Source organism: Dyadobacter sandarakinus (assembly GCF_016894445.1).
Lineage (GTDB): Bacteria > Bacteroidota > Bacteroidia > Cytophagales > Spirosomataceae > Dyadobacter > Dyadobacter sandarakinus.
Map to the genome: position 1 here is coordinate 5,882,391 of NZ_CP056775.1, position 19,945 is coordinate 5,902,335.

14 protein-coding genes are annotated in these 19,945 nt (G+C 50.5%); 2 read left to right on the forward strand and 12 right to left on the reverse strand.

Annotated features, from left to right (window positions below; all coding sequences use genetic code 11):
• Positions 1-17: 17 nt before the first annotated feature.
• On the reverse strand, positions 18-953 hold the full coding sequence (locus tag HWI92_RS24405; RefSeq protein WP_204660017.1) for a sterol desaturase family protein: 936 nt from the start codon (positions 951-953) through the stop codon (positions 18-20).
• Between the two features lie 87 nt (positions 954-1,040).
• A complete protein-coding gene (locus HWI92_RS24410) occupies positions 1,041-2,531 on the reverse strand; it encodes a helix-turn-helix domain-containing protein (RefSeq protein ID WP_204664848.1) in 1,491 nt (496 codons plus the stop codon).
• 265 nt (positions 2,532-2,796) lie between these two features.
• Between HWI92_RS24410 and leuS the strand changes: the two genes are divergently transcribed.
• Positions 2,797-5,679: a leucine--tRNA ligase gene (gene leuS / locus HWI92_RS24415; RefSeq protein WP_204660018.1), complete on the forward strand. Its 2,883-nt coding sequence runs from the start codon at positions 2,797-2,799 to the stop codon at positions 5,677-5,679.
• Between the two features lie 74 nt (positions 5,680-5,753).
• Here leuS and HWI92_RS24420 read toward each other — a convergent pair whose 3' ends face one another.
• Complete coding sequence (locus HWI92_RS24420) at positions 5,754-6,134, reverse strand: T9SS type A sorting domain-containing protein (protein ID WP_204660019.1); 381 nt, start codon at positions 6,132-6,134, stop codon at positions 5,754-5,756.
• A gap of 160 nt (positions 6,135-6,294) precedes the next feature.
• Between HWI92_RS24420 and HWI92_RS24425 the strand changes: the two genes are divergently transcribed.
• Positions 6,295-7,104 carry a glycoside hydrolase family 25 protein gene (locus HWI92_RS24425; protein ID WP_204660020.1) on the forward strand — a complete coding sequence of 270 codons (810 nt, stop codon included), beginning with the start codon at positions 6,295-6,297 and terminating at the stop codon, positions 7,102-7,104.
• Positions 7,105-7,196: 92 nt separating this feature from the next.
• Here the strand turns inward: HWI92_RS24425 and HWI92_RS24430 are convergent, their stop codons facing one another.
• The 9 genes from HWI92_RS24430 to HWI92_RS24470 form a co-directional block, all read right to left on the reverse strand.
• Entirely contained in the window at positions 7,197-8,261 is a 1,065-nt protein-coding gene (locus tag HWI92_RS24430) for an agmatine deiminase family protein (protein ID WP_204660021.1), read from the reverse strand.
• Between the two features lie 143 nt (positions 8,262-8,404).
• Entirely contained in the window at positions 8,405-9,499 is a 1,095-nt protein-coding gene (locus HWI92_RS24435) for an AEC family transporter (protein WP_204660022.1), read from the reverse strand.
• Positions 9,500-9,821: 322 nt separating this feature from the next.
• Complete coding sequence (locus tag HWI92_RS24440; RefSeq protein WP_204660023.1) at positions 9,822-11,009, reverse strand: pyridoxal phosphate-dependent aminotransferase; 1,188 nt, start codon at positions 11,007-11,009, stop codon at positions 9,822-9,824.
• Positions 11,010-11,061: 52 nt separating this feature from the next.
• Complete coding sequence (locus HWI92_RS24445) at positions 11,062-11,634, reverse strand: hypothetical protein (RefSeq protein WP_204660024.1); 573 nt, start codon at positions 11,632-11,634, stop codon at positions 11,062-11,064.
• Between the two features lie 47 nt (positions 11,635-11,681).
• Complete coding sequence (locus tag HWI92_RS24450; protein WP_204660025.1) at positions 11,682-13,160, reverse strand: SusD/RagB family nutrient-binding outer membrane lipoprotein; 1,479 nt, start codon at positions 13,158-13,160, stop codon at positions 11,682-11,684.
• 37 nt (positions 13,161-13,197) lie between these two features.
• On the reverse strand, positions 13,198-16,356 hold the full coding sequence (locus tag HWI92_RS24455; protein WP_204660026.1) for a SusC/RagA family TonB-linked outer membrane protein: 3,159 nt from the start codon (positions 16,354-16,356) through the stop codon (positions 13,198-13,200).
• 746 nt (positions 16,357-17,102) lie between these two features.
• Positions 17,103-18,005 (reverse strand): carbon-nitrogen hydrolase, encoded by a 903-nt coding sequence (locus HWI92_RS24460; protein WP_204660027.1) that lies wholly within the window; start codon positions 18,003-18,005, stop codon positions 17,103-17,105.
• A 40-nt stretch (positions 18,006-18,045) separates the two neighbouring features.
• Positions 18,046-19,032, reverse strand: a complete 987-nt coding sequence (locus tag HWI92_RS24465; protein ID WP_204660028.1) for a glycosyltransferase family 9 protein — start codon at positions 19,030-19,032, stop codon at positions 18,046-18,048.
• The gene (locus HWI92_RS24470) at positions 19,025-19,939 is read right to left on the reverse strand and encodes a lysophospholipid acyltransferase family protein (RefSeq protein ID WP_204660029.1); all 915 of its coding nucleotides are present in this window, start codon (positions 19,937-19,939) and stop codon (positions 19,025-19,027) included. The genes HWI92_RS24465 and HWI92_RS24470 overlap by 8 nt, the downstream gene beginning before the upstream one ends.
• Positions 19,940-19,945: the final 6 nt, after the last annotated feature.

Consider the following 19,945-nt stretch of genomic DNA (forward strand, 5'->3'; position numbering starts at 1 on the left):
AGGCAAAATACCAGGACTTATTCGGCCACAATGGCCTCGCCTTGCTGAACTGCCCGTTTTTGGTTCTGCAACTCACGGCTGGTCTGGCGGGAGCCGTCGTGCGACCAGCCCGGTGCTTTCAGCAGGTAGCTCATTTTCATTTTCCAGCCGGCCGAGTTTCTGAAATCATGAGCGATCGCGCTCCATTCGTGGAAAACCGTAGTGATAAGCCGGGTATTACCGGCAGGCTTGGCCAGGCCGTAGCATGGCTTCACCGCATCCAGCTCCTCCTGGAAAGTGCCAAAAATCCTGTCCCAGATGATCAGGCACATGCCCATGTTTTTATCCAGGTATTCAATATTGCTGGCATGATGCACCCGGTGGTGAGAAGGGGTGACAAACAGGTATTCAAGCCAGCCCATTTTACCTACATATTCAGTGTGAACAATAATGCCGTAAATCTGTGTAATGGAATACATCACAATCACATCTGCCGGATTAAAGCCCAGCAGCACGATGGGGATGAAGTAGACAAACCGGTACAAGGGCTGGAAAACAGAGGAACGGAACCCGGTGGTAAGGTTAAAATGATCCGAAGAATGGTGTGTCACATGTACTGCCCAGAACAACCTGCAGTGATGATCCACATAATGCAGTACGTAAAATGCCAGATCTTCCAGCAGGAAAAGCAAAAACCAGTAGACAGCAGCAGGCTCCACCGCAGGCAAAATGCTCCTGTTAAAAAACCAGATCAGGGCGCTTACATACACAGCCCTGAAAAGCAGATCGATTCCGCCATTCAGGAGCATCAGAGCAGCATTGGTAAGCGTGTCACGAAAGGTATAGGAAGGCCTCTCCGGGTGGTGCTCCCGCGATGACCGGTAAGTTAGCACTATTTCCAGCCCGATCAGCAGAATGTAAAACGGGGTGGAAAGCCTGATGATCAGATCCTCAAAATCGTATGTGCCGGGCATAGTCGTTCTTCCAAAAAGTTTGCAAAGATAATTCAGAAGAAAGCGCTAAATTTTTGTACACTGACTTTTAAGAAATTTTTAATAGTGTCAATGGATCATGCGCTTCAATGCCTTCCGGAGTTCCTCGTTTTTATGCCGTTTCTGTAAAATAACCGGCGCGGCAACCCGCTCCCGGCAGTCAAAAAGGGCACAGCGTTCGCAGGTTTGGTTTACCTCACGGGCAGGCAGCAGGGGATCATTCAGGAAGGCCAGTTTTTCGCGCGTGTTTTCGTCCAGGTAAATGCCCATGGATACGCTCACGTTGAGATTAGGCGTGGGCGACATGGGCTGTGCAAAACTGATCACGAGGTATTCGTCCCGGGTGTCGAGGTAGGTGGAGCGCTGCGCTTTGCACAGGATGCCCGGCTCTTCCTTCTGCACAATAGCATCCCCCAGGTCGTTGAGGATCGTAAGCGCTACCCAGCGGCGGCAGTAGTGCTCGTCTTTGACCGTATGTGGATAGTGTTTGCGGGAGATATGCATCTCTTTGCTCATATCAAAGATATTTTGCCCCACAAAGTTGTTGAACCTGGAAAAAAAGATCTGATTAATCCCGAAGTAGCGCGGCAGCACATTGCTGATCCGGTAGCAGAATGATTCAGGCGTGGTATTGAAGCGATGGATCAGGTTGATAAGGTGCTCAGGCTGCCAGGCAGACAGGTTGAAAAAGTCGGCCAGTGCGGGTACCAGCAGGTTTCTGCGGATGATGATGGCACTCGCAAAGTAGGAAGCCTTGAAGTTGTTCAGCAGTTGTTCGAAGCTCTCAGCCTCAACCAGGGCCGTGGTGTGCAGGCGGTTTTTCAACCCCAGATAAAGATACCCGATTTCTCTCCCATAGATGAATGCCCGCTGCACGGAAGTGAGATGGTTGTTGAGCAGCAGCCGGGTACCCGAAGGAGAAGGAATGGTCAGTGAACGTACCGTAGCAAACTCCGGATTGGCGCGCTCATTGATGTTTTCGACCCGGTATCCGTACCGTGATGTAATGATTTCGTATAAATGCGGCTCGTCCAGAATACGGTCGGGCGCAATGCTGTATTCTTCCAGAAAACGTTCTGCTTCCTGCTCAATGTCCTCAAAGTAATTATCGTGCATTTCCTGGTAGGTGCGCAGGGCTGAGAAGTAGAATTTCTCGATGGACATGTTGTAGTTGCGCGCAATTTCGATCAGCGTACCTACAAATGCGCTGATTTTGGTCGGTGCATCGGAGAGGATTTCAAGCAGGTCGGCCGGGTCGATGCCGAAAAGTTCGAGCGGCAGCTCGGTAAGGATGTTGGAGCTGAGCAGGTCGGAGATCGGTTCGAGGCGCTTGCTGAGTTTGAGCGAAACGAGCGTATCATAGTCCACGTCCATGGCTGCTGCCAGCGCAATGATCTTGTCGGACTTCGGGTATTTCTTTCCCTTTTCAATTTCATTGATGTACGACACAGACAGGCCGGATTTTTGGGAAAGATCTCCCAGGGACATTCCCTTGTCGAGTCGTAACTGTTTCAGTTTTAACCCGAATACCAGCCTGACATTGTCTGTGTTGATCGCCACTTTGCTCCTGAGAAAAGCCTTCAAACGGGCTTTCCGCTTTCAGACCGGTGAATAAATGATATACAAAAGTAGGAATACAGGCCGGATTTGGGAATTTGTTTCTGCAAAGGCATCAGCATGAATGTTATTGATTACCAGAATGCCTGAATCTGATCAAAAGAGCTATTTTTGCGCTTCCAAATAAAAAAAAGGAAGCCGCCCTGCTGCAACAAAATTCAGCGCAGACATGGCGGGCTTTGATCAAAAGAACCACAAATCAGGTGTTATGAGTGAGTACAGCCACAGGGAAATTGAAAAGAAATGGCAGGCATTCTGGGAAGAAAAAGGCACGTTCCGGGTCACCAATGATTCGGCAAAACCCAAGTACTATGTGCTGGATATGTTTCCTTATCCCTCAGGCGCGGGCCTCCATGTAGGGCACCCGCTGGGCTATATCGCATCCGATATTTATTCAAGATACAAAAGGCTGAAAGGTTTCAATGTGCTGCACCCGATGGGCTTCGATAGCTTTGGCCTTCCTGCCGAGCAGTATGCGATCCAGACCGGCCAGCATCCCGCCGTCACAACCGAGCAAAACATCAGCCGGTACATTCAGCAGCTCAAAAACCTGGGTTTCAGCTACGACTGGGAGCGTGAAGTACGTACCTCCGATCCCTCGTACTACAAATGGACCCAGTGGATTTTCATGGAGCTTTTCAAAAGCTGGTACAACAATGATTCCGGCAAGGCAGAACCTGTCGAGACGTTGATCGCCATTTTTGAAAAAAGCGGGAACAAGGCAGTGAATGCCCCCAAAGATGAAGATACGCCTATTTTTTCAGCAGACGAATGGAAGGCATTAAGTGCTGAGGAACAATATAAAATCACCCTGAAATACCGCCTCACCTACGTAGCCGATGCCACTGTCAACTGGTGCCCTGGCCTGGGTTCGGTGTTGTCCAATGATGAGGTAAAAGACGGTGTATCTGAACGTGGCGGTTTTCCTGTCATCCAAAAACTGATGCGCCAATGGATGATGCGGATCACTGCCTACTCCCAGCGCCTGATCGATGGCCTTGATATGGTAGACTGGACCGAGTCGCTGAAAGAGCAGCAGCGTAACTGGATCGGCCGGTCGGTAGGAGCGTTGGTACGGTTTCCGTTAGAGGGAGAAAAGGAGGATGGAGTAAGGAGGAATGGAGGAAAGGATGAAGAAATACCTTCCTCCATTCCTCCTTCCTCCATTTCTCCCTCCTCCATCGAAGTTTTCACCACCCGTGTCGACACCATTTATGGGGTGACTTTTATGGTGATTGCGCCGGAGCATGAGCTGGTAGATGTAATTACGACACCTGCACAGCGGGGTGAGATTGATGCCTATATCGCGATGACGCAGAAAAAGTCCGAGCGGGACAGGATGTCGGATGTGAAAACAGTGTCAGGTGCGTTTACCGGCGCTTATGTGATCAATCCGCTGAGTGGCGCCAGGGTACCCGTTTACATTGCAGACTATGTGCTGGCAGGTTACGGCACGGGTGCGGTCATGGCGGTGCCGTCGGGCGATCAGCGCGACTGGAATTTTGCGAAACATTTTGATCTGCCCATCATTCCGATCCTCGATGCGCAAAAGGAAATCGAAACGCAAGCCGACGCGACTAAGGAAGGAAAATACATCAACTCCGGCATCATTAATGGATTGGGCTACAAGGAGGCCACCGATAAGCTGATCCAATGGCTTGAAGAGCGAGGCTTAGGAAAGGGGAAAATCAACTACCGCCTGCGCGATGCGGTGTTCAGCCGGCAGCGGTATTGGGGCGAGCCGGTGCCTGTTTTTTATAAAAAAGACAGCAAAGGAGAGCCTGTACCTTACTTGCTGGAAGAAAACGAACTGCCGCTCAACCTGCCGGAGGTAGATAAATACCTTCCCACAGAAACCGGTGAACCGCCGCTTGGCCGGGCTGCGGACTGGCTGCCTGCTACGGGCGATGCCTACGAGCTGAGCACCATGCCCGGCTGGGCGGGCAGCAGCTGGTACTGGTACCGGTACATGGACCCCAGAAATCAGGAGGAATTTGCCTCGCAGGATGCTATCGGTTACTGGCGGAATGTAGACTTGTACATCGGCGGCACCGAACATGCCACCGGACACTTGCTGTACAGCCGTTTTTGGAACAAGTTTCTCAAAGACAGAGGCTACGTGCCCGAGGAAGAGCCATTTAAAAAGCTGATCAACCAGGGCATGATCCAGGGAAGGAGCAGCTTTGTGTACCGGGTGAAAAATGAAAACTACGCCAAGCCCGTGTTCGTAAGTGCAGGGCTGAGGTTCGGATATGAGGTGACTCCGCTGCACGTGGATGTGAATATTGTTGAAAATGACATTCTTGATGTAGAAAAATTCAAAGCTACCCGGCCCGATATCGCCGGAGAGCATGCCGAGTTTATCCTTGAAGACGGTCGCTACCACTGCGGGACGGAGGTTGAAAAAATGTCCAAGTCCAAGTACAATGTTGTAAATCCTGATGACATCGTAGACAGGTACGGGGCCGACACGCTGCGTATGTACGAGATGTTCCTCGGGCCGCTGGAACAGGCCAAGCCCTGGAACACCAATGGTATTGACGGGACATACCGCTTTATCCGCAAGTTCTGGCGGTTGTTTTACAATGACAATGCACAGTTTCTGGTAAAAGATGTTGCGTCCAGGCCCGAGGAGCTGAAAGTGCTGCATAAAACGATCAAGAAAATCCAGGAGGACATTGAATCGTTTTCATTCAACACGGCGGTCAGTGCATTCATGGTATGTGTGAATGAGCTGAGCAGCCTCAAATGCCAGAGCAGGGATATATTGCAGCCGCTGGTAGTACTCTTGTCTTCCTATGCGCCGCATATCACCGAGGAGCTGTGGGCAGCGCTGGGCAACGAGCCGGGTACGCTCGGAAAGGCTTCGTTCCCGGTTTGGGAGGAGAAGTTTACCGTAGACGATGTATTCGAATACCCGGTGCAGATCAATGGCAAGGTTCGTATTTCGCTTCCGTTTGCATTGGACACACCCGCATCCGAAATCGAAAAGCAGGTACTGGCCAACGAAACCGTACTGAAGTGGATGGAAGGGAAAGCCGCCAAAAAGGTGATCGTTGTTCCAAAACGCATTGTGAACGTGGTGATCTGATAAAAGAACCAGGCATATGCAAAAAGGGTGACGAAACAATTTCGTCACCCTTTTTCATTCACAACCTTTATTGTCTAACGGATACTGATTTCTCTTGAAGTCGGTCTTTCGCTCAGTTCGAAGTCGCGGGTAATTTTATCTTCACCCGCACTGATCTCGATGGAGTAGTTGCCAGCGGGCAGTGAACTTACATTCAGCTGTCTTCTGTATTTATCGGTTTTTTTACCCAGCATTTCCCGGTAAATAGCCTTTCCGCTTTTGTCTGTGACGATTACGGTTGCAGGCGTATTCTGGAACTTGTCGATGCTGACGTGGATATTGCCAGTTCTTGTTACAAAAATGCCGGTTTCGAATGAAGCTGTTTTTTTTGCTTCCTTGTCTCCCGCAAAAGAATTGAATGTGAACAATGCGGCAAAAGCAAAAGTGGCGGCGATGGTTTTGATTGAAGTTTTCATGGCTAACAGATGTTTAAATTGGACAGTTGAGTTGCTGTTTTGATGATGTAAATGTATGTGTTATGGCAGGTACTATGTTATACAAAGTACATGAACGGTGGATTATGAAAATGAATGGTTGTGATCCCTCTACCACTAACTTTTATACCTTTGTGCAGGTATGGCAAAAAAGAAAACCAGCGCATCCGCAGAGACAGAAAACTACGTAAAACCGCTTCCTGCCAAAGGTTGGGCCATTATTGCAGGAATTTTGCTCCTGATCGGCGGGGTACTCTGGTACCGCGACAGCAAGGATGAAAATCAATGGGAGTTTATCAGTGAATTCGGGATCAAGCTGCCCCTGCGGTATGCAATCCACGGGATAGATGTTTCACACCACAATGCGAAGATCAATTGGGAAAAGCTTAAAAAAGCCCGGCACGGAAATGTGAAGATTGACTTCGTATACATTAAAGCCACTGAAGGCGCCACCCACCTCGACCGGCAGTTTGAGCGCAACTGGCGCGAGGCCAGGAGGGTGGGGATGAAGCGGGGAGCGTACCATTTCTATAATCCGCGCGTCATGTCCGACCGGCAGGTGCAGAACTTCATTGGGCAGGTGCGGATCGAGCCGGGCGATCTTCCTCCGGTACTCGACCTGGAAACAAATGCAAACAAACCCGACGATATCATTATCAAAGGTGTACGCAACTGGCTCATGCAAATTGAGCAGCATTATGGCATGCGCCCGATCATTTACGTCAATGAGCATTATTACAAAAAGTACATTGCCGGCAACTTTGACGATTATCCCCTATGGCTGGCCGGCTACTCCCGCACGCACCTCAACGACCTCGCTGCCGACGCCCAGGTACTCTTCTGGCAGCACAGCGAAAAAGGCTGGGCCGACGGAATCCGCGGCTTCGTAGACTACAATGTTTTCCTGCAGGAACCCGATGACTGGACACAGATGGGCGTGTACGCCGAATAATCAGCCGCCCTGCATTTTAAGGGCAAAGCTCCTGAGGATTGCAAGTACGTGATTGGATCAGTTCCGATTTTGAAAAAACAACCCAGGTAAATTCAGACCAGCGGCTCCTGCTGGCTCAGGCAGTGAAAGCTTCCCTGGCCCCAGATGATCTCCGTCGCTTTCAGCGGGATAACCTTCCGGTCCGGAAAGGCTTTTTCAAGAATGTCGATGGCAACTGCATCGTTCGGATTTTCAAATACGGGTACGATGACACCGGCATTACAGATTAGGAAATTGGCATAGGAGCCGGGCGTACGGAAGTCGTCGATAATTACTGCTTTTGGCATAGGCAGCTCAATGATGTTGAGCTGTTTTCCATTGACCAGCCGCATTGCTTTCAGCATGGAAAGATTTGTCTGCAAAATGCCATAGTTATCATCATGCGGGTCGTGCTCAACGGCAGCCACGATTGTATCTTCATTGACAAACCGCGTGGTATCATCAATGTGTCCGTCCGTATCGTCGCCTTCAATGCCGCCCTCTACCCAGAGTACCTGCTCCACACCATAGAAGTTGCAAAGAAATTCTTCAATCTGCCCCTGGTTCAGGTGAGGGTTGCGGTTGAGGTTCAGCAGGCAGGATTTGCTCGTCAGTACGCTTCCCGCCCCATTGAATTCCACTGCACCGCCTTCCATGATAATGCCCGGAGAAGTGAGCGGCAGCCCGAGGTGCGCTGCGATGGCAGCGGGAGTACGGTTGTCATCATCGTAGGGCGGATATTTGCCTCCCCAGGCGTTATGCCCCCAGTCGACGATCATTTTCTCACCGCTATTTTTATTGATCAGAAATGCAGGTCCGTGATCCCTGCACCACGCATCATTGGTGGGCTTTACTACAAACTCGATTTTGGAAAGATCAACACCGACCCCGTCCAATGCTTCCGAAATGTAGCCTTTGAGCTTTTCATCATTGGCGACAATGCCTACCTGCTCACCCAGACTGATCGTCTTGATAAATTCAAGATACTGCGGGCGCATTTTGCCGAGCCGCTCACCCTGCCACGACGCATCGTTATGCGGGAAGGTGAGCCACGTGGCCCTGTGCGGGTGCCACTCGGCAGGGAATGTAAAACCAAGTTCTTTCGGGGTAGCTGCGGAGCCGGTAAGCAGGTCGGACATGGGACGTGATTTTCAATGAGGCGCAAAGGTCGCAAAGGAAAGTTTTCAGGCAAAATCAAACCTGTGTAAAAAAGAAGTGCCCGGCATCCTTTGCAGGGCCGGGCAGCTTCATAGTCAGGAGTTGAGCAAATAACCGGATATTTTCAGGCTTTGGACATTTTTACAAAAACCTTGCTCAGCGCATTGGGCAGGGCACCAAGTGCGATCAGGATCAGCCCTGCTGTGATCAGGGTCGTGTTGTGGGCAAAGAAGGTCCCGGAGGAAAGTATGCCCAATATCAGGATGGTTGAAAAAGGCAGCGAAAAAGCCAGCAGCAGTACTGCGAGTTCCAGATCGAAGGTGCGCTTTTCCTTGGGCATGTTTTTCGAATCCTCGCGCAGGTTGAAGGCCGAAATGTGCGCCAGCGGCCAGAAACTGGCCGCACTGAGCGGAATGACGATGGCCAGCAGGATCATCGCATTGTCGGTGATGTTGAGAATGTAGATCATCCCCGCGCTGATGATCATCGTGATCCCTGCGCGGAAAAACAGGATGCTGGCGACAATGCGTTTTTTGCCTTCTTTGAGCTGCACGGCCAGTCCGATGAACAGCAGCACGAGGGGCGTCATCATGGCGCTTGTTTTGTCAAATACCTCCTGCACAACCAGCGGCAGGCTTCCATAGTTGATCCCGAAACTCAGCAGCAGGATCGCCAGGAAAATCAGGAGGTTGATCGGCTCCTGGAACATGCTGACAAACAGACTTTTGAGTTTCCCGCCGAGCTTCGTTTCCTGGTCATTACTGTTTTTGAGAAACATGTTCATGGCCAGGATATACAGTGATATCAGTACAAAGAACTTGTTTCCTACATCTGCCAGGGCTGCAATAGCCAGACTTTTCTCTCCCAAAAACTCCGCGATAAACGGAAAGCACGATAGTCCGGGCGCCAGTGAAGGAATCAGCATCATGAGCGTGCGGCCGGTAGGACTGTTTTTTTCAACCCCGAAAAGCGCAAATGCCAGCGGGGCCGAAAAGAACATCAGGAAATTGAAGACCAGCGTCACCAGCGGGATCACGATCATGGACGAGTCGATGTCGATTTTCATGAGCGAAATGAAAATCGTGGAAGGCAGCGCCACGGAAAGGATGATCTCCTTGATGCCGTTTGTCTGGTCTTTGTTCTTGAACTTCCCTTTGAGCAGCAGCCCCAGAGTAATCAGTAACAGGAGTGTTATGGTTTTTTGCAATGCATCACTCATAGTGGTTGATGTTGATGTGATTAGGTGCGTCGGGGTTGGTGGGTGTTGTTTTTGGTCAGGGGGTGTCAGGGGGCGTCATTTGTTGTCAGGGGTGGTCAGGGGTGGTCATTTGTTGTCAGGGGTGGTCAGGAGTGGTCAGGAGTGGTCATTTGTTGTCATTTGTTGTCAGGAGTTGTCAGGTGTCGTTTTTAAAATCGCCTGTCAATATTCAAACCATCATTAGCAATGGCATTCAATAACAAAGAATCGCCACACCTGACAACACCTGACCATACCTGACTACACCTGACTACAAATGACAACAAATGACCAAAAACTCTCCCTAACTCAACTGCCCCAGCGCTCCTACAAATGCTTTCATTTCATCCATTGTACCGATGCTGACGCGGCACCAGGGTTTGTTCTGGATGTCAAAGGAGCGGATTGAGATGCCTTTGGCCGTCATTTTTGTAAGGAGCTCCTTGCCGGGCATACTCACCGGAAAGAGTACGAAGTTGGTGTAGGATGGAATGTACTTGTATCCCATTTTATCCAGGTTTTCGTACAGGTACTGCTTGGCTTCGTGATTAAGTTTGCGGGTACTACCCTGAAACTCCTGGTCATCCAGACTGGCAGACGCTGCGAAAATGGATGTATACGAAATGCCCATTCCGCCGCGTGTGATCTTGTTGATCCGTTCCAGGAATGCGGGCTGGGCTGCCATATAGCCCACGCGGATTCCTGCCATGCCCATGATTTTTGAGAATGTGCGGGCCACGATTACGTTTTTCTTCTGCGTAAGCAGCGACACCATGCTTTGGGTGTCAGCACCTACGGCGAGCTCAATATAGGCTTCGTCTACAAATACAGGTACTTTCTCGGATACCCGTGAGCAGAAGTCGAGCAGGTCGGAACCTTTGGTGATAGCCCCCGTCGGATTGTTGGGATTACATACATATACCAGCTTCGTATCCTTATCCACGGCAGCTTCCATGGCTTTGAGGTCGTGCGACCAGTCTGCCGTACAAGGCACCGCTTTCCATGTGGCACCTACCGATTTAGCTACCTGGATCAGCGACATGTAGCAAGGATCGGCCGATACCACATTTCCGCCATTCATGAAAAGCACCAAAGCCACCTTTTCAAGCAGGTCAGATGAGCCGGGGCCCATCATAATGTGGTCGGCCGGTACACCTTCCTTCTTCGCGATCTTGTCGATCAGGTCATACATTTCTTTCCAGGCATACCGGTTGCCGTTTTTAACAGAGTCCGCTACCGCTTTCTGGGCGGACATAGGCGGGCCGTAGGGATTTTCGTTCGAGCTCAGGCGTGCCACAATCTTGGGCGCTTTGAAATCCGACGGCAGGAAATGTTCCCGTACCATGGGGCTGCGGTAAATTCTACGCTCTGGATCCAGGAGCAGGGGAGCATTGGTAAATGCGCCCATACTCAGGTGCGGCGCCAGCGTCATTCCTCCGATGGCCATTAAACCCGATTTCAGGAGATTGCGGCGGTCAATTTTCTGGTTCATTGTAAAGCTGTTTAGCGGATATGTGATGATGGATAAGAAGTACTCTAATTTACTAATTTTTGGTCACAGACATTTGCGAGGTCCGGGTGAAAGCAATGCCTTTGTGCGTGCCTGTCCAGGTGATTTTGACAATGTCGTCCTTGCGCTGGATACGGTTGCCGGTCAGGCCGAGTGCTGCATACGTCGTCCTGATCGTCACGGTACCATCATTGTCGGAGCTTACCTCGCCGAGCTGCCCGCTTGTTTTAAAAGTTTCGGGCGTAAAGTTGTACGTTACCCCATTGAACCTGATCGTTTCAGCTTTGACGCTTTTGGTCAGGTTGAATGCAATTTTGATGGGAACATTCGCGACAGGAATCGAGTCAATGCCTTTGGTATGGTCCAGTATGTTCGTCTTGTCCAGCTCATAGAGGCGCGAAGTAAGCGTGAGTTGCTGCATGGAGCTGTCATAGGCTACGGAGGGCGTGCTGGCAATGGGAGAGCCAAAAGGTGCACCCACGATATCCACAAGTAGCGGGGCTACGTCCCGGTCCAGAAACGGATCTTCTTCTTTGCAGGATGAGGTCCCCATTGTGAATCCTGCAAGTATTGCCGCAGCAGCCAGGTATGATCTCAGGTTTTTCATAATGTCTTGTAAAAAGATAGAAATGCTGATTGTCTTTGAACACGGGCTTACTTTTCTGCCCACCAGAGCTTGGTCTTCATGTCGTCGGGACCGCCGTTGAGGCTGGTACCGGCGTCTACCGATCCTTTGTTGAGAGAATACTCGGAAGAAGGATAATTGAAACGGGTAGGAAGTATGCCGCCGTTTTGCAATACCGCACGCGGATCATGCGACGGAAAAACAGGCAGTCCCGTGCGCCGCCACTCAATCCAGGCTTCCACACCCTGTCCGTACAGGGAAATCCATTTTTGTTCAAGTACTTTCTCCCGGGTCACAGCCCCAACCTTTGCCAGGTAGCCGGCAGGTACAGTTAATCCGTACTGACCGAAAGAAGCCGTAATTCCTTTTTCAAAATACTGCTTGGCATCACCCGTGATATCACCATCCAGCGCAGCTTCGGCCAGGATAAAATTCAGGTCTGCAAAGGTCATGATCACCTCGGGTGCATCAGCTTTGGTGAATGCATCCCCGATGGTGGAACTGGTGGCGAGGTAACTGGTTGCAATAGCGTCGGGTAGTCCGTTGGGGTGACCCTGGTACAGGCCATCCTTATTTGCATTGGCATAAACCGTAATGCGCGTATCTCCCAGCTCATTCATGCGGTCGGCCAGTGTTTTACTAATGTTCCAGTCCGTACGCCCGCCCTGGATCAGGATCTGGTTCCATTCGTTATTGCTCGGCAGTACCGTGGTGCATTTCAATGAGGCATTGTCTGCATTACTCGTAAAAACCGGGAATTTCGATGCATCAGAAAGGATCTCGGTCATAATCGCTTTCGACTCTGCCGGTTTTTTGGCTGCCTGGCGGTTGGCGAGCCGCAGCCGCAGCGAGTTTGCAAATTTTTTCCATTTCAGAATATCTCCCGAATACAGGATATCACCTGCAACCATCGGCCCGCCTACCGTCAGCTTTTCATTGGCCGTTTTCAGGTCGGCGAGCATACCTGCATAAATATCCTCCATGGAGTCGTATTTGGGCGTGTAATTGGGCTGGTCGGCCGTGCCCCGGATCGCATCCGAGTAGGGGATTGAGCCGTACATGTCCGTGAGCAGCGAAAATACCCAGGTCCTCATGACCAGCGCAATGCCTTCGTAGTTGGCATTGGGATTCTCCGAGCCTTCCCTGGTTTGCACAATAATGCGCTGGAAGTTTAGGAGCCCCTCATTGTAAAAGCCACGCCAGTTGTTTGATAGCAGAGCGGGAGACACAGTGTAATCGTCGCCTTCATTGCTGTAAATGTTGCGGGTAAGATGTTGTACATAGAGCTCGGCCGCATCGATATTAATCCTTTCAAAACGTTCCCGGTGGCCCCAGTAGCGGTCGATGGATGTTTCTATGCCAGTGGGCAGCAGGTACTGGGGGCCAATGGAAGTAGGACTGTTGGGGCTGACATTCATTTTGTCAAAATCCCCGGTACAGCTGCCCGCCGCCAGCGTTCCTGCCAGTACGGCGCTCAGTATGCTTTTATGTCTGAATATGTTTTTCATCGGAAAAATGACTTGTTGGTAGTGTTATTCCCTTGGATCAGAATGATAGCGACAGGTTCATACCCATACTGCGCGAGCTGGGCAGCTCGCCGTAGCCGAAGCCTTGCTGGTTGCCGCCTTTGGCATCGATCTCGGGATCAATGTGGGGGGTGTTTTTGAAGATCATCCACACGTTCCGGCCTACCAGCGATATCTTGGCAGATTGTACCTTGATCCTTTTCAGGAAAGCAGGCGACACGCTGTACCCAAGTGACAACTCTCTCAGTTTGACATAACTCGCATCAAAAATGGCCGACTCATGGTAATTCCGTGGGTTACTGTACCCGTAAAGCTGGTTGGCAGTAACGATAATGTCATTCGGTACGTAGGATTTGTTGCCGTCTGCGGCAGTTACCTCGCGCACGCCCCGACCAATTACCCCTTCTTCACGTCCCAGCGCGGTTTCGGCATATTGGCCTGTCCAGCGCGCAGTACCGGTACCTTCATCATATATATCACCGCCTACACGCACATCCACCAGGGCGCTCAGTGAAAAACCCTTGAAGTTGAAGGTATTCACCATGCCGCCGATCCAGTCAGGCTGAATATTGCCCAGGCGCTGGTTGGCTGCGGTTAGCGGAAGACCATTGGCACCGTATACAACCTGGCCGTCCGGGGCTTTCTGGAATCCTACTCCGTAAAATGTGCCGTAAGGCTGACCCACCCGCGCTTCCGAGGACATACCGCGCTGGGTTGCCAGGGTGTAGGTCGTGAGTCCTTCTGCGAGCTCAACAACCTTGTTACGGTTGCGGGCATAGTTCAGCGATACATCCCAGCTGAAACCATTGGACAGTTTTACAGGTGATCCCGTAAGGGTTATCTCAATGCCCTTGTTGGTCAGTTTTCCGGCATTCAGGATCCGCGTGTTATAGCCCGATGCCTTCGAGATCTCGACGCCCAGGATCTGGTCGCGGGTCGTTTGATCGTAGTAAGTGATGTCGAGCCCGAGCTTGCCTTTCCAAAACCGCAGATCGGCGCCGGCTTCAAAGCCTGTGGTAATTTCAGGTTTGAGGGTGGAGTTGGCGATCTGCGTGTTTTCTGTGAATTTTGGTATTGAACCGTTCCATGGATCGCCGGCCAGGAAAGTTTGCGCGAGCTGGTAGGGCGTGGCATCATTTCCTACCAGGGCATAACTTACACGCACTTTACCAAATGAAAGTACATCGCTTTTCAGGTCCATGAGTTCGGTGAAGACCGTGCTCAGCGACGCCGAGGGATAAAAGTACGAGCGTGCATTGCTGGGAAGCGTGCTCGACCAGTCATTGCGTGCCGTCAGGTCGAGGAATACCGAGTTTCGCCAGGAGAAGTTGGCAGTTCCGAACAAGCTCTGGGTTTCGGACTTGCGGATCTCACTTTCAATCTTGTTCTGGCTGGGTACCGAGTTGCCTGCATTGTACAGCCCGTCCACCACCATCTCGCCTACATAGAAGTAATTTCTTTTGTAATAATTGGTACGTTGAATACCTCCAAACTGCACGTTCAGACCAAAGTCTTTGCTGATGTCCTTGTTGTACGTAAAAATGAAATCCGAATTGGTTTCCTGGCTGCGGAGTACTTCCTCGGAGAACCTTCCCGGCGTACGTACGCCATTCCGCACGCGGTTGAAGTTCGATACGTTAATGCGCGTATCAGACCAGTAGTCAGTACCGCTCCGGAGCATTACGCTGAGAGACGGCAGGATTTTGTAGTTCAGTGCAATGTTGCCCAGTACCCGGTCCTTTTCATTCCCGGACGGCAGTTTCTTTTGTGAGAAATAGGGGTTTGTAAAGAACGTATGCTGCCAGTTGGGCGGGTCGGTATCATTGCCACGCTGGTTATGCACATCTGCATAGCTTTCATAGTCGCGCAGCTGGTCCCAGGATACATGCCGGTGTGACCAGATGAATTCCTGTCCGCCACTGTAGCTTTTATTGTCTGAGCCCGACTTGATGTATTCGCCGGATAAAGTGATGCTGAGATTCTTGGTGAGGTTATATCCCGAGTTGATGCGGAAGTTGTTTCTGTGAAAATCATTGTAATACATGATCCCTTTCTGGTCCAGCCGGCTGAGACCAAGCCGGAAAAAACCTTTGTCATTTCCTCCTGAAAGTGCCACACTGTTGGTGATCGTGCGGCCTGTTGCCCAGTACTCATTCCAGTTGTTGGGTTGTGGTGTCAGCGGAGCTACGTCATCACCGGTCCACCACTGCCGCACCAGACGGCCGTCCATGGGCGCTCCCCAGCTTTCGTCGGTACCTTCCGAGCCGGCCAGCGGGTAGCGCGTATCATACACTGCCCGGTACTGCGCGATTTCGGCCGGATCGCTGATGCTGCCGCTCCAGCCATCATTGTACCAGGTACGGTAACCATTGCCACCCCCATAGGTATTCTGAAAGTCGGGCTTGATCCAGGGACGTTCGAAGGTAACATTCGAATTGATGTCCACCCCAAGTCCTTTGGTTCCCTGGCCGTTTTTGGTTGTGATAATGATTACTCCGTTTGCCGCACGGGAGCCGTAAAGGGCTGCGGCATTGGGACCTTTCAGCACCGACATTTCTTTGATGTTGTCGGGATTGACCTCGGAAATACCGCCACCGTACGTTTTGCTTGCTGTTTGTTCCATTGGAACCCCGTCGATAACAATCAGGGGCTGGTTATTGCCGGAAACAGACGAGGAGCCGCGGATCTGGATAGTAGAGCCGCTGCCCGGCCCGCCATTGGACTGTACCCGCACCCCGGCGATTTTTCCTGAAAGTGCATTCGCCACATTGGTTGAGCGTGACTCGGTCAATGCACTCCCTTTTACTTCCTGCACCGTATACCCCAATGCCTTGCGCTGGCGCTCGATACCAAATGCGGTTACCACCACTTCGGCCAGCTGCCGCGTATCGGCTTCAAGTTTAATGTCAAAGTTTGTCTGATTGCCAAGGGGAAGTTCCTTGATGAGAAAGCCTACGTATGAAATGACAAGAACGCCGTCGCCTGGAACAGAGAAGCTGAACTTACCATCGGCATCGGCATTGGTGCCGATATTGGTACCCTTAAAAATGACAGAAGCCCCTGCAAGGCCCAGATCGTCGTCAGAAGCCGTTATTTTTCCGCTGACCTGCCGCGACTGACCAAACACAAGCGGAGAAAACAAACATGCCCATAAAAACAGGAGTAAAACTTTACGCATGTGGAATAGGAGTTAGGTGGTTGGTGAGATTGGGAAGAAAAGTTATGGCTGTGCGGTGTCCACGTTGCCGTGCGCCGCACACACTTTCGCGTGGACAGAACAACACAGCCATAAGCTTGCTTAATCTGCTTTTCCGGAAAGCAATACCCTCGTTAACCGAGGACAAACAGAGGTAGCTTGTGGCAAGCAAAATGCCTTGCGCAACAAAACTGCTTGTCCACGACTTAAATAACCGGTATTGAAAAAATTATATTTTAGCTGAGGCAGAACGTAGCTGAAGACCGGAACAAAGGCCCTCTCAGACTGGCGTCTGTACTCCTCAGCTGCGTCGGATATATTCATGTGCGGCTCGAATATATCCTGCTTTTGGAAGTCTTGTCATTCGTTTAACGACTTCTCAAATATACTGACAATGATAAAATATGCAAGAGAATAAATTTAAAAAGTAAATTTATTTGCAATAATAATTGGTCATTTGGAGGTATTATGGAACAAGTAGTATTTATTTCATTAAAAATATAATTTATTTTACTCTTAGAATAAATCAAACGTATTTCGAGCAGTCGGCCGAATGAATCATATTATCAACCTCCTTTCTGACAACTACTTAGGTTGTCTGATGGATAGAAATACCTGTAACACACGGTTACATCATCAGTGCTAGTTTTTATGCAGGTTTTTACAAACAAAAAGGAGCATCCTGACCGGAGCTCCTTTTTGTTTGTTCTGGAAAATATTATATAATATTATTCTGGTTGATCAATAAAACGCTTCAAGATCGGCTGGTAAGAATCAATGCGCCGGTCGCGCAGGAAGGGCCAGGTGGTACGGTATACATCCAGTTTCTGAAGGTCAAGTTCCTGAACGTGGGTCACCTCTTCTTCATGCGGGGCAAGGTACAGCAATCTTCCATGCGGGTTGGCGATAAACGAGCCGCCCCAGAATTGCTGATCCGCTTCACGCCCGACGCGGTTGACCGCTACAACATACACACCATTGGCTACGGCGTGTCCGCGCTGGATGGTCTGCCATGCGCCATATTGCTCTTCGTTGATCTGCGGATCGGTTTCGTTGGTATCCCATCCGATTGCAGTCGGATAAAACAGGATCTCGGCACCCATCAGGCTTGTGATACGTGCTGCCTCAGGGTACCACTGGTCCCAGCAGATCAGCACGCCGATTTTTGCAAACCGGGTATTAAATATCCTGTACCCGTCGCTGTCAGCCTGGCTCGCAGGCGCATCGCCCGGGGTGAAGTAAAATTTTTCGTAATAGCCGGGGTCATCCGGAATGTGCATTTTGCGGTATTTGCCCAGGTAAGTACCGTCTGCGTCCAGCACTGCAGTTGTATTATGGTAGAGGCCGTGTGCACGTTTTTCGAACAGGGATGCGATGATCACCACACCCAGCTCACGGGCCAGGCTGCTCAGTGCTTCGGTGGACGGACCAGGAATGGCTTCGGCCAATGCAAAATTGCTATGATCCTCTACGTCACAGAAATACAATGATTTAAACAATTCCTGCAGGCAGACGATCTGGGCTCCCTGCGCGGCGGCCTCGCGGATTTTGGCAATAGCTTTCTGAAAATTGGCTTCAACATCAGCCGTACAGCTCATTTGTACGATACCTATGTTTACTTTTTTAGTCATAGTTGTTTGTGAAAAAGGGGAAGTATCCGGCTTTTGAACACTAATTGTTGCCGGGTAGTTCTTTAATCGTGAAGTTGAAAGGAAGCTCGTTCATACATTTGAAATGCTGCAGCGGACATTTATCATAGCCTATCTTGGAGCATGGCCGGCAGCTCAGATTATTGTTTTCCAGCACCTCGAACGGAGTTTTGTACGGGTACATGCCAAACTGCGGCACCGTATTTCCCCAGATGGAGTACACTTTCTTCTTCAATGCGGCTGCTACGTGCATAAGTCCGGTATCGTGAGAAAACACAACAACCGCCCGCTCAACCAGCGAAGCTGACTGGTTGAAATTGTACTTTCCGCACCCATTATAGATCATCCGGTCACCCAGCGAATGCCTTACAATTTCACCATTTTCAAAGTCTTCCTTCCCACCGAGCAATACCACAGGATAGTTGATTTTCCTGCAAAGCTCTACCATTCTTTCCACGGGCAACTTTTTGGTATGATGCTGGCCGCCGATTGCATAGGCCACATAGCCCTGCCGGTGGGTATCCGGCAACCAGCCAGGTTCTACATTGTCTTTATAGGGTATAAAATAATCGAGTCCCTGCCCGTCATTGGTAATTTTGAGAGTACGCAGCGTATCCATGTACCTGTGCACAATGTGGACATCGGGCAGGTAGTTGATCCGGAGCCGGGTGAGCAGCCACTTCTGTACATTCAGCTTGTCAAAACTGAATGCCCTGGCGCCCAGCGTAAGCTTGAAGCGAAGCGTGCGGATGTTATTGTGCAAGTCAATGATGTAGTCAAACTTTTCCGCCTTAAGTGATTTCAGCAGCTCAGTTGTATTGTTTTCCAGTAGCCAGGCTTTGTCGATATACGGATTGTCTGCCAGTAAAAAGCCGAATTTTGCTTTGGTACAATAATGCACTTCTGCTTCCGGATACTGGTTTTTCAGGCAACGCACCACGGGCGTGGTCAGGATTATGTCACCGATAGACGAAAACCGGAGGATCAGGAATTTGGCGGGTTTATTCACTTTTTAGTTCTTGAAGTTGCTGTGAGGGCAAAAGCCTGTGGGGGCGCGCATGTTTCCACCGGCGGTGGCTCCATAGCCAGTTATCAGGCTGATCTGTAATGTCTTTTTCCAGAAATTTGATCTGTTTTTCCAGGATACCATTCATCGGAACATCGCGCGGATTGTCGGTCACGAGGCTAAGGTGTATGTGGTAACGTCCGCGGCTGTACTCGTCCCGCTGCACGCCCATGTACAGCACCGGGCAGTTGAGCTTGCGGGCAATGAGCTCTCCTCCGCGGAACACGCCCGTATCCTGGTTGAGGAACGTGGTCCAGTATGCTTTCGCCGGCGCGGGGCTCTGGTCGTTGATCAGTATGTAAATGATGGGCTCACTACGGGGTATCAATGCTTGTGAAATTGCATCCCGCATCGGCACCATTTCGGTCCCGAACCTCGTGCGGATATCTTTTATCCATGCTTCGGCTACTTCATTGGCGAGCTCATGGTACACGATCACCATCTGGTAGCTGATCCTGGCGGCAGCAAAAAGGTTGATCATTTCCCAGTTTCCCAGATGTCCTGCCACGACCACTACACTTTGTTTTTTCTCATGGTAATAGTCCAGAAGTGCAGGATCCAACTCGCAGCGTCCCAGCAGGTCGGTTTTGGAAACGCTCCTGAGTTTGATCGTTTCGAAGATGATATCCGCAAAATTCCTGTAAAACTTCCGGGCGATCGTGTGGATCGTTTTTTCACTGGAAAGCGGGAAGCTGTTTTTCAGGTTGGTGTGGATGACCTTTTTACGGTACTGAAAAACGTCAAAAGCGAAGAACCGGAAGATGTCCGAAGCATAGTACAGGTTTTTCCACGACAGCCTGGAAACCGAGTTCAGAAGCCTGAGAAATAACCGGGTAATCAATGATTGCATGCTACT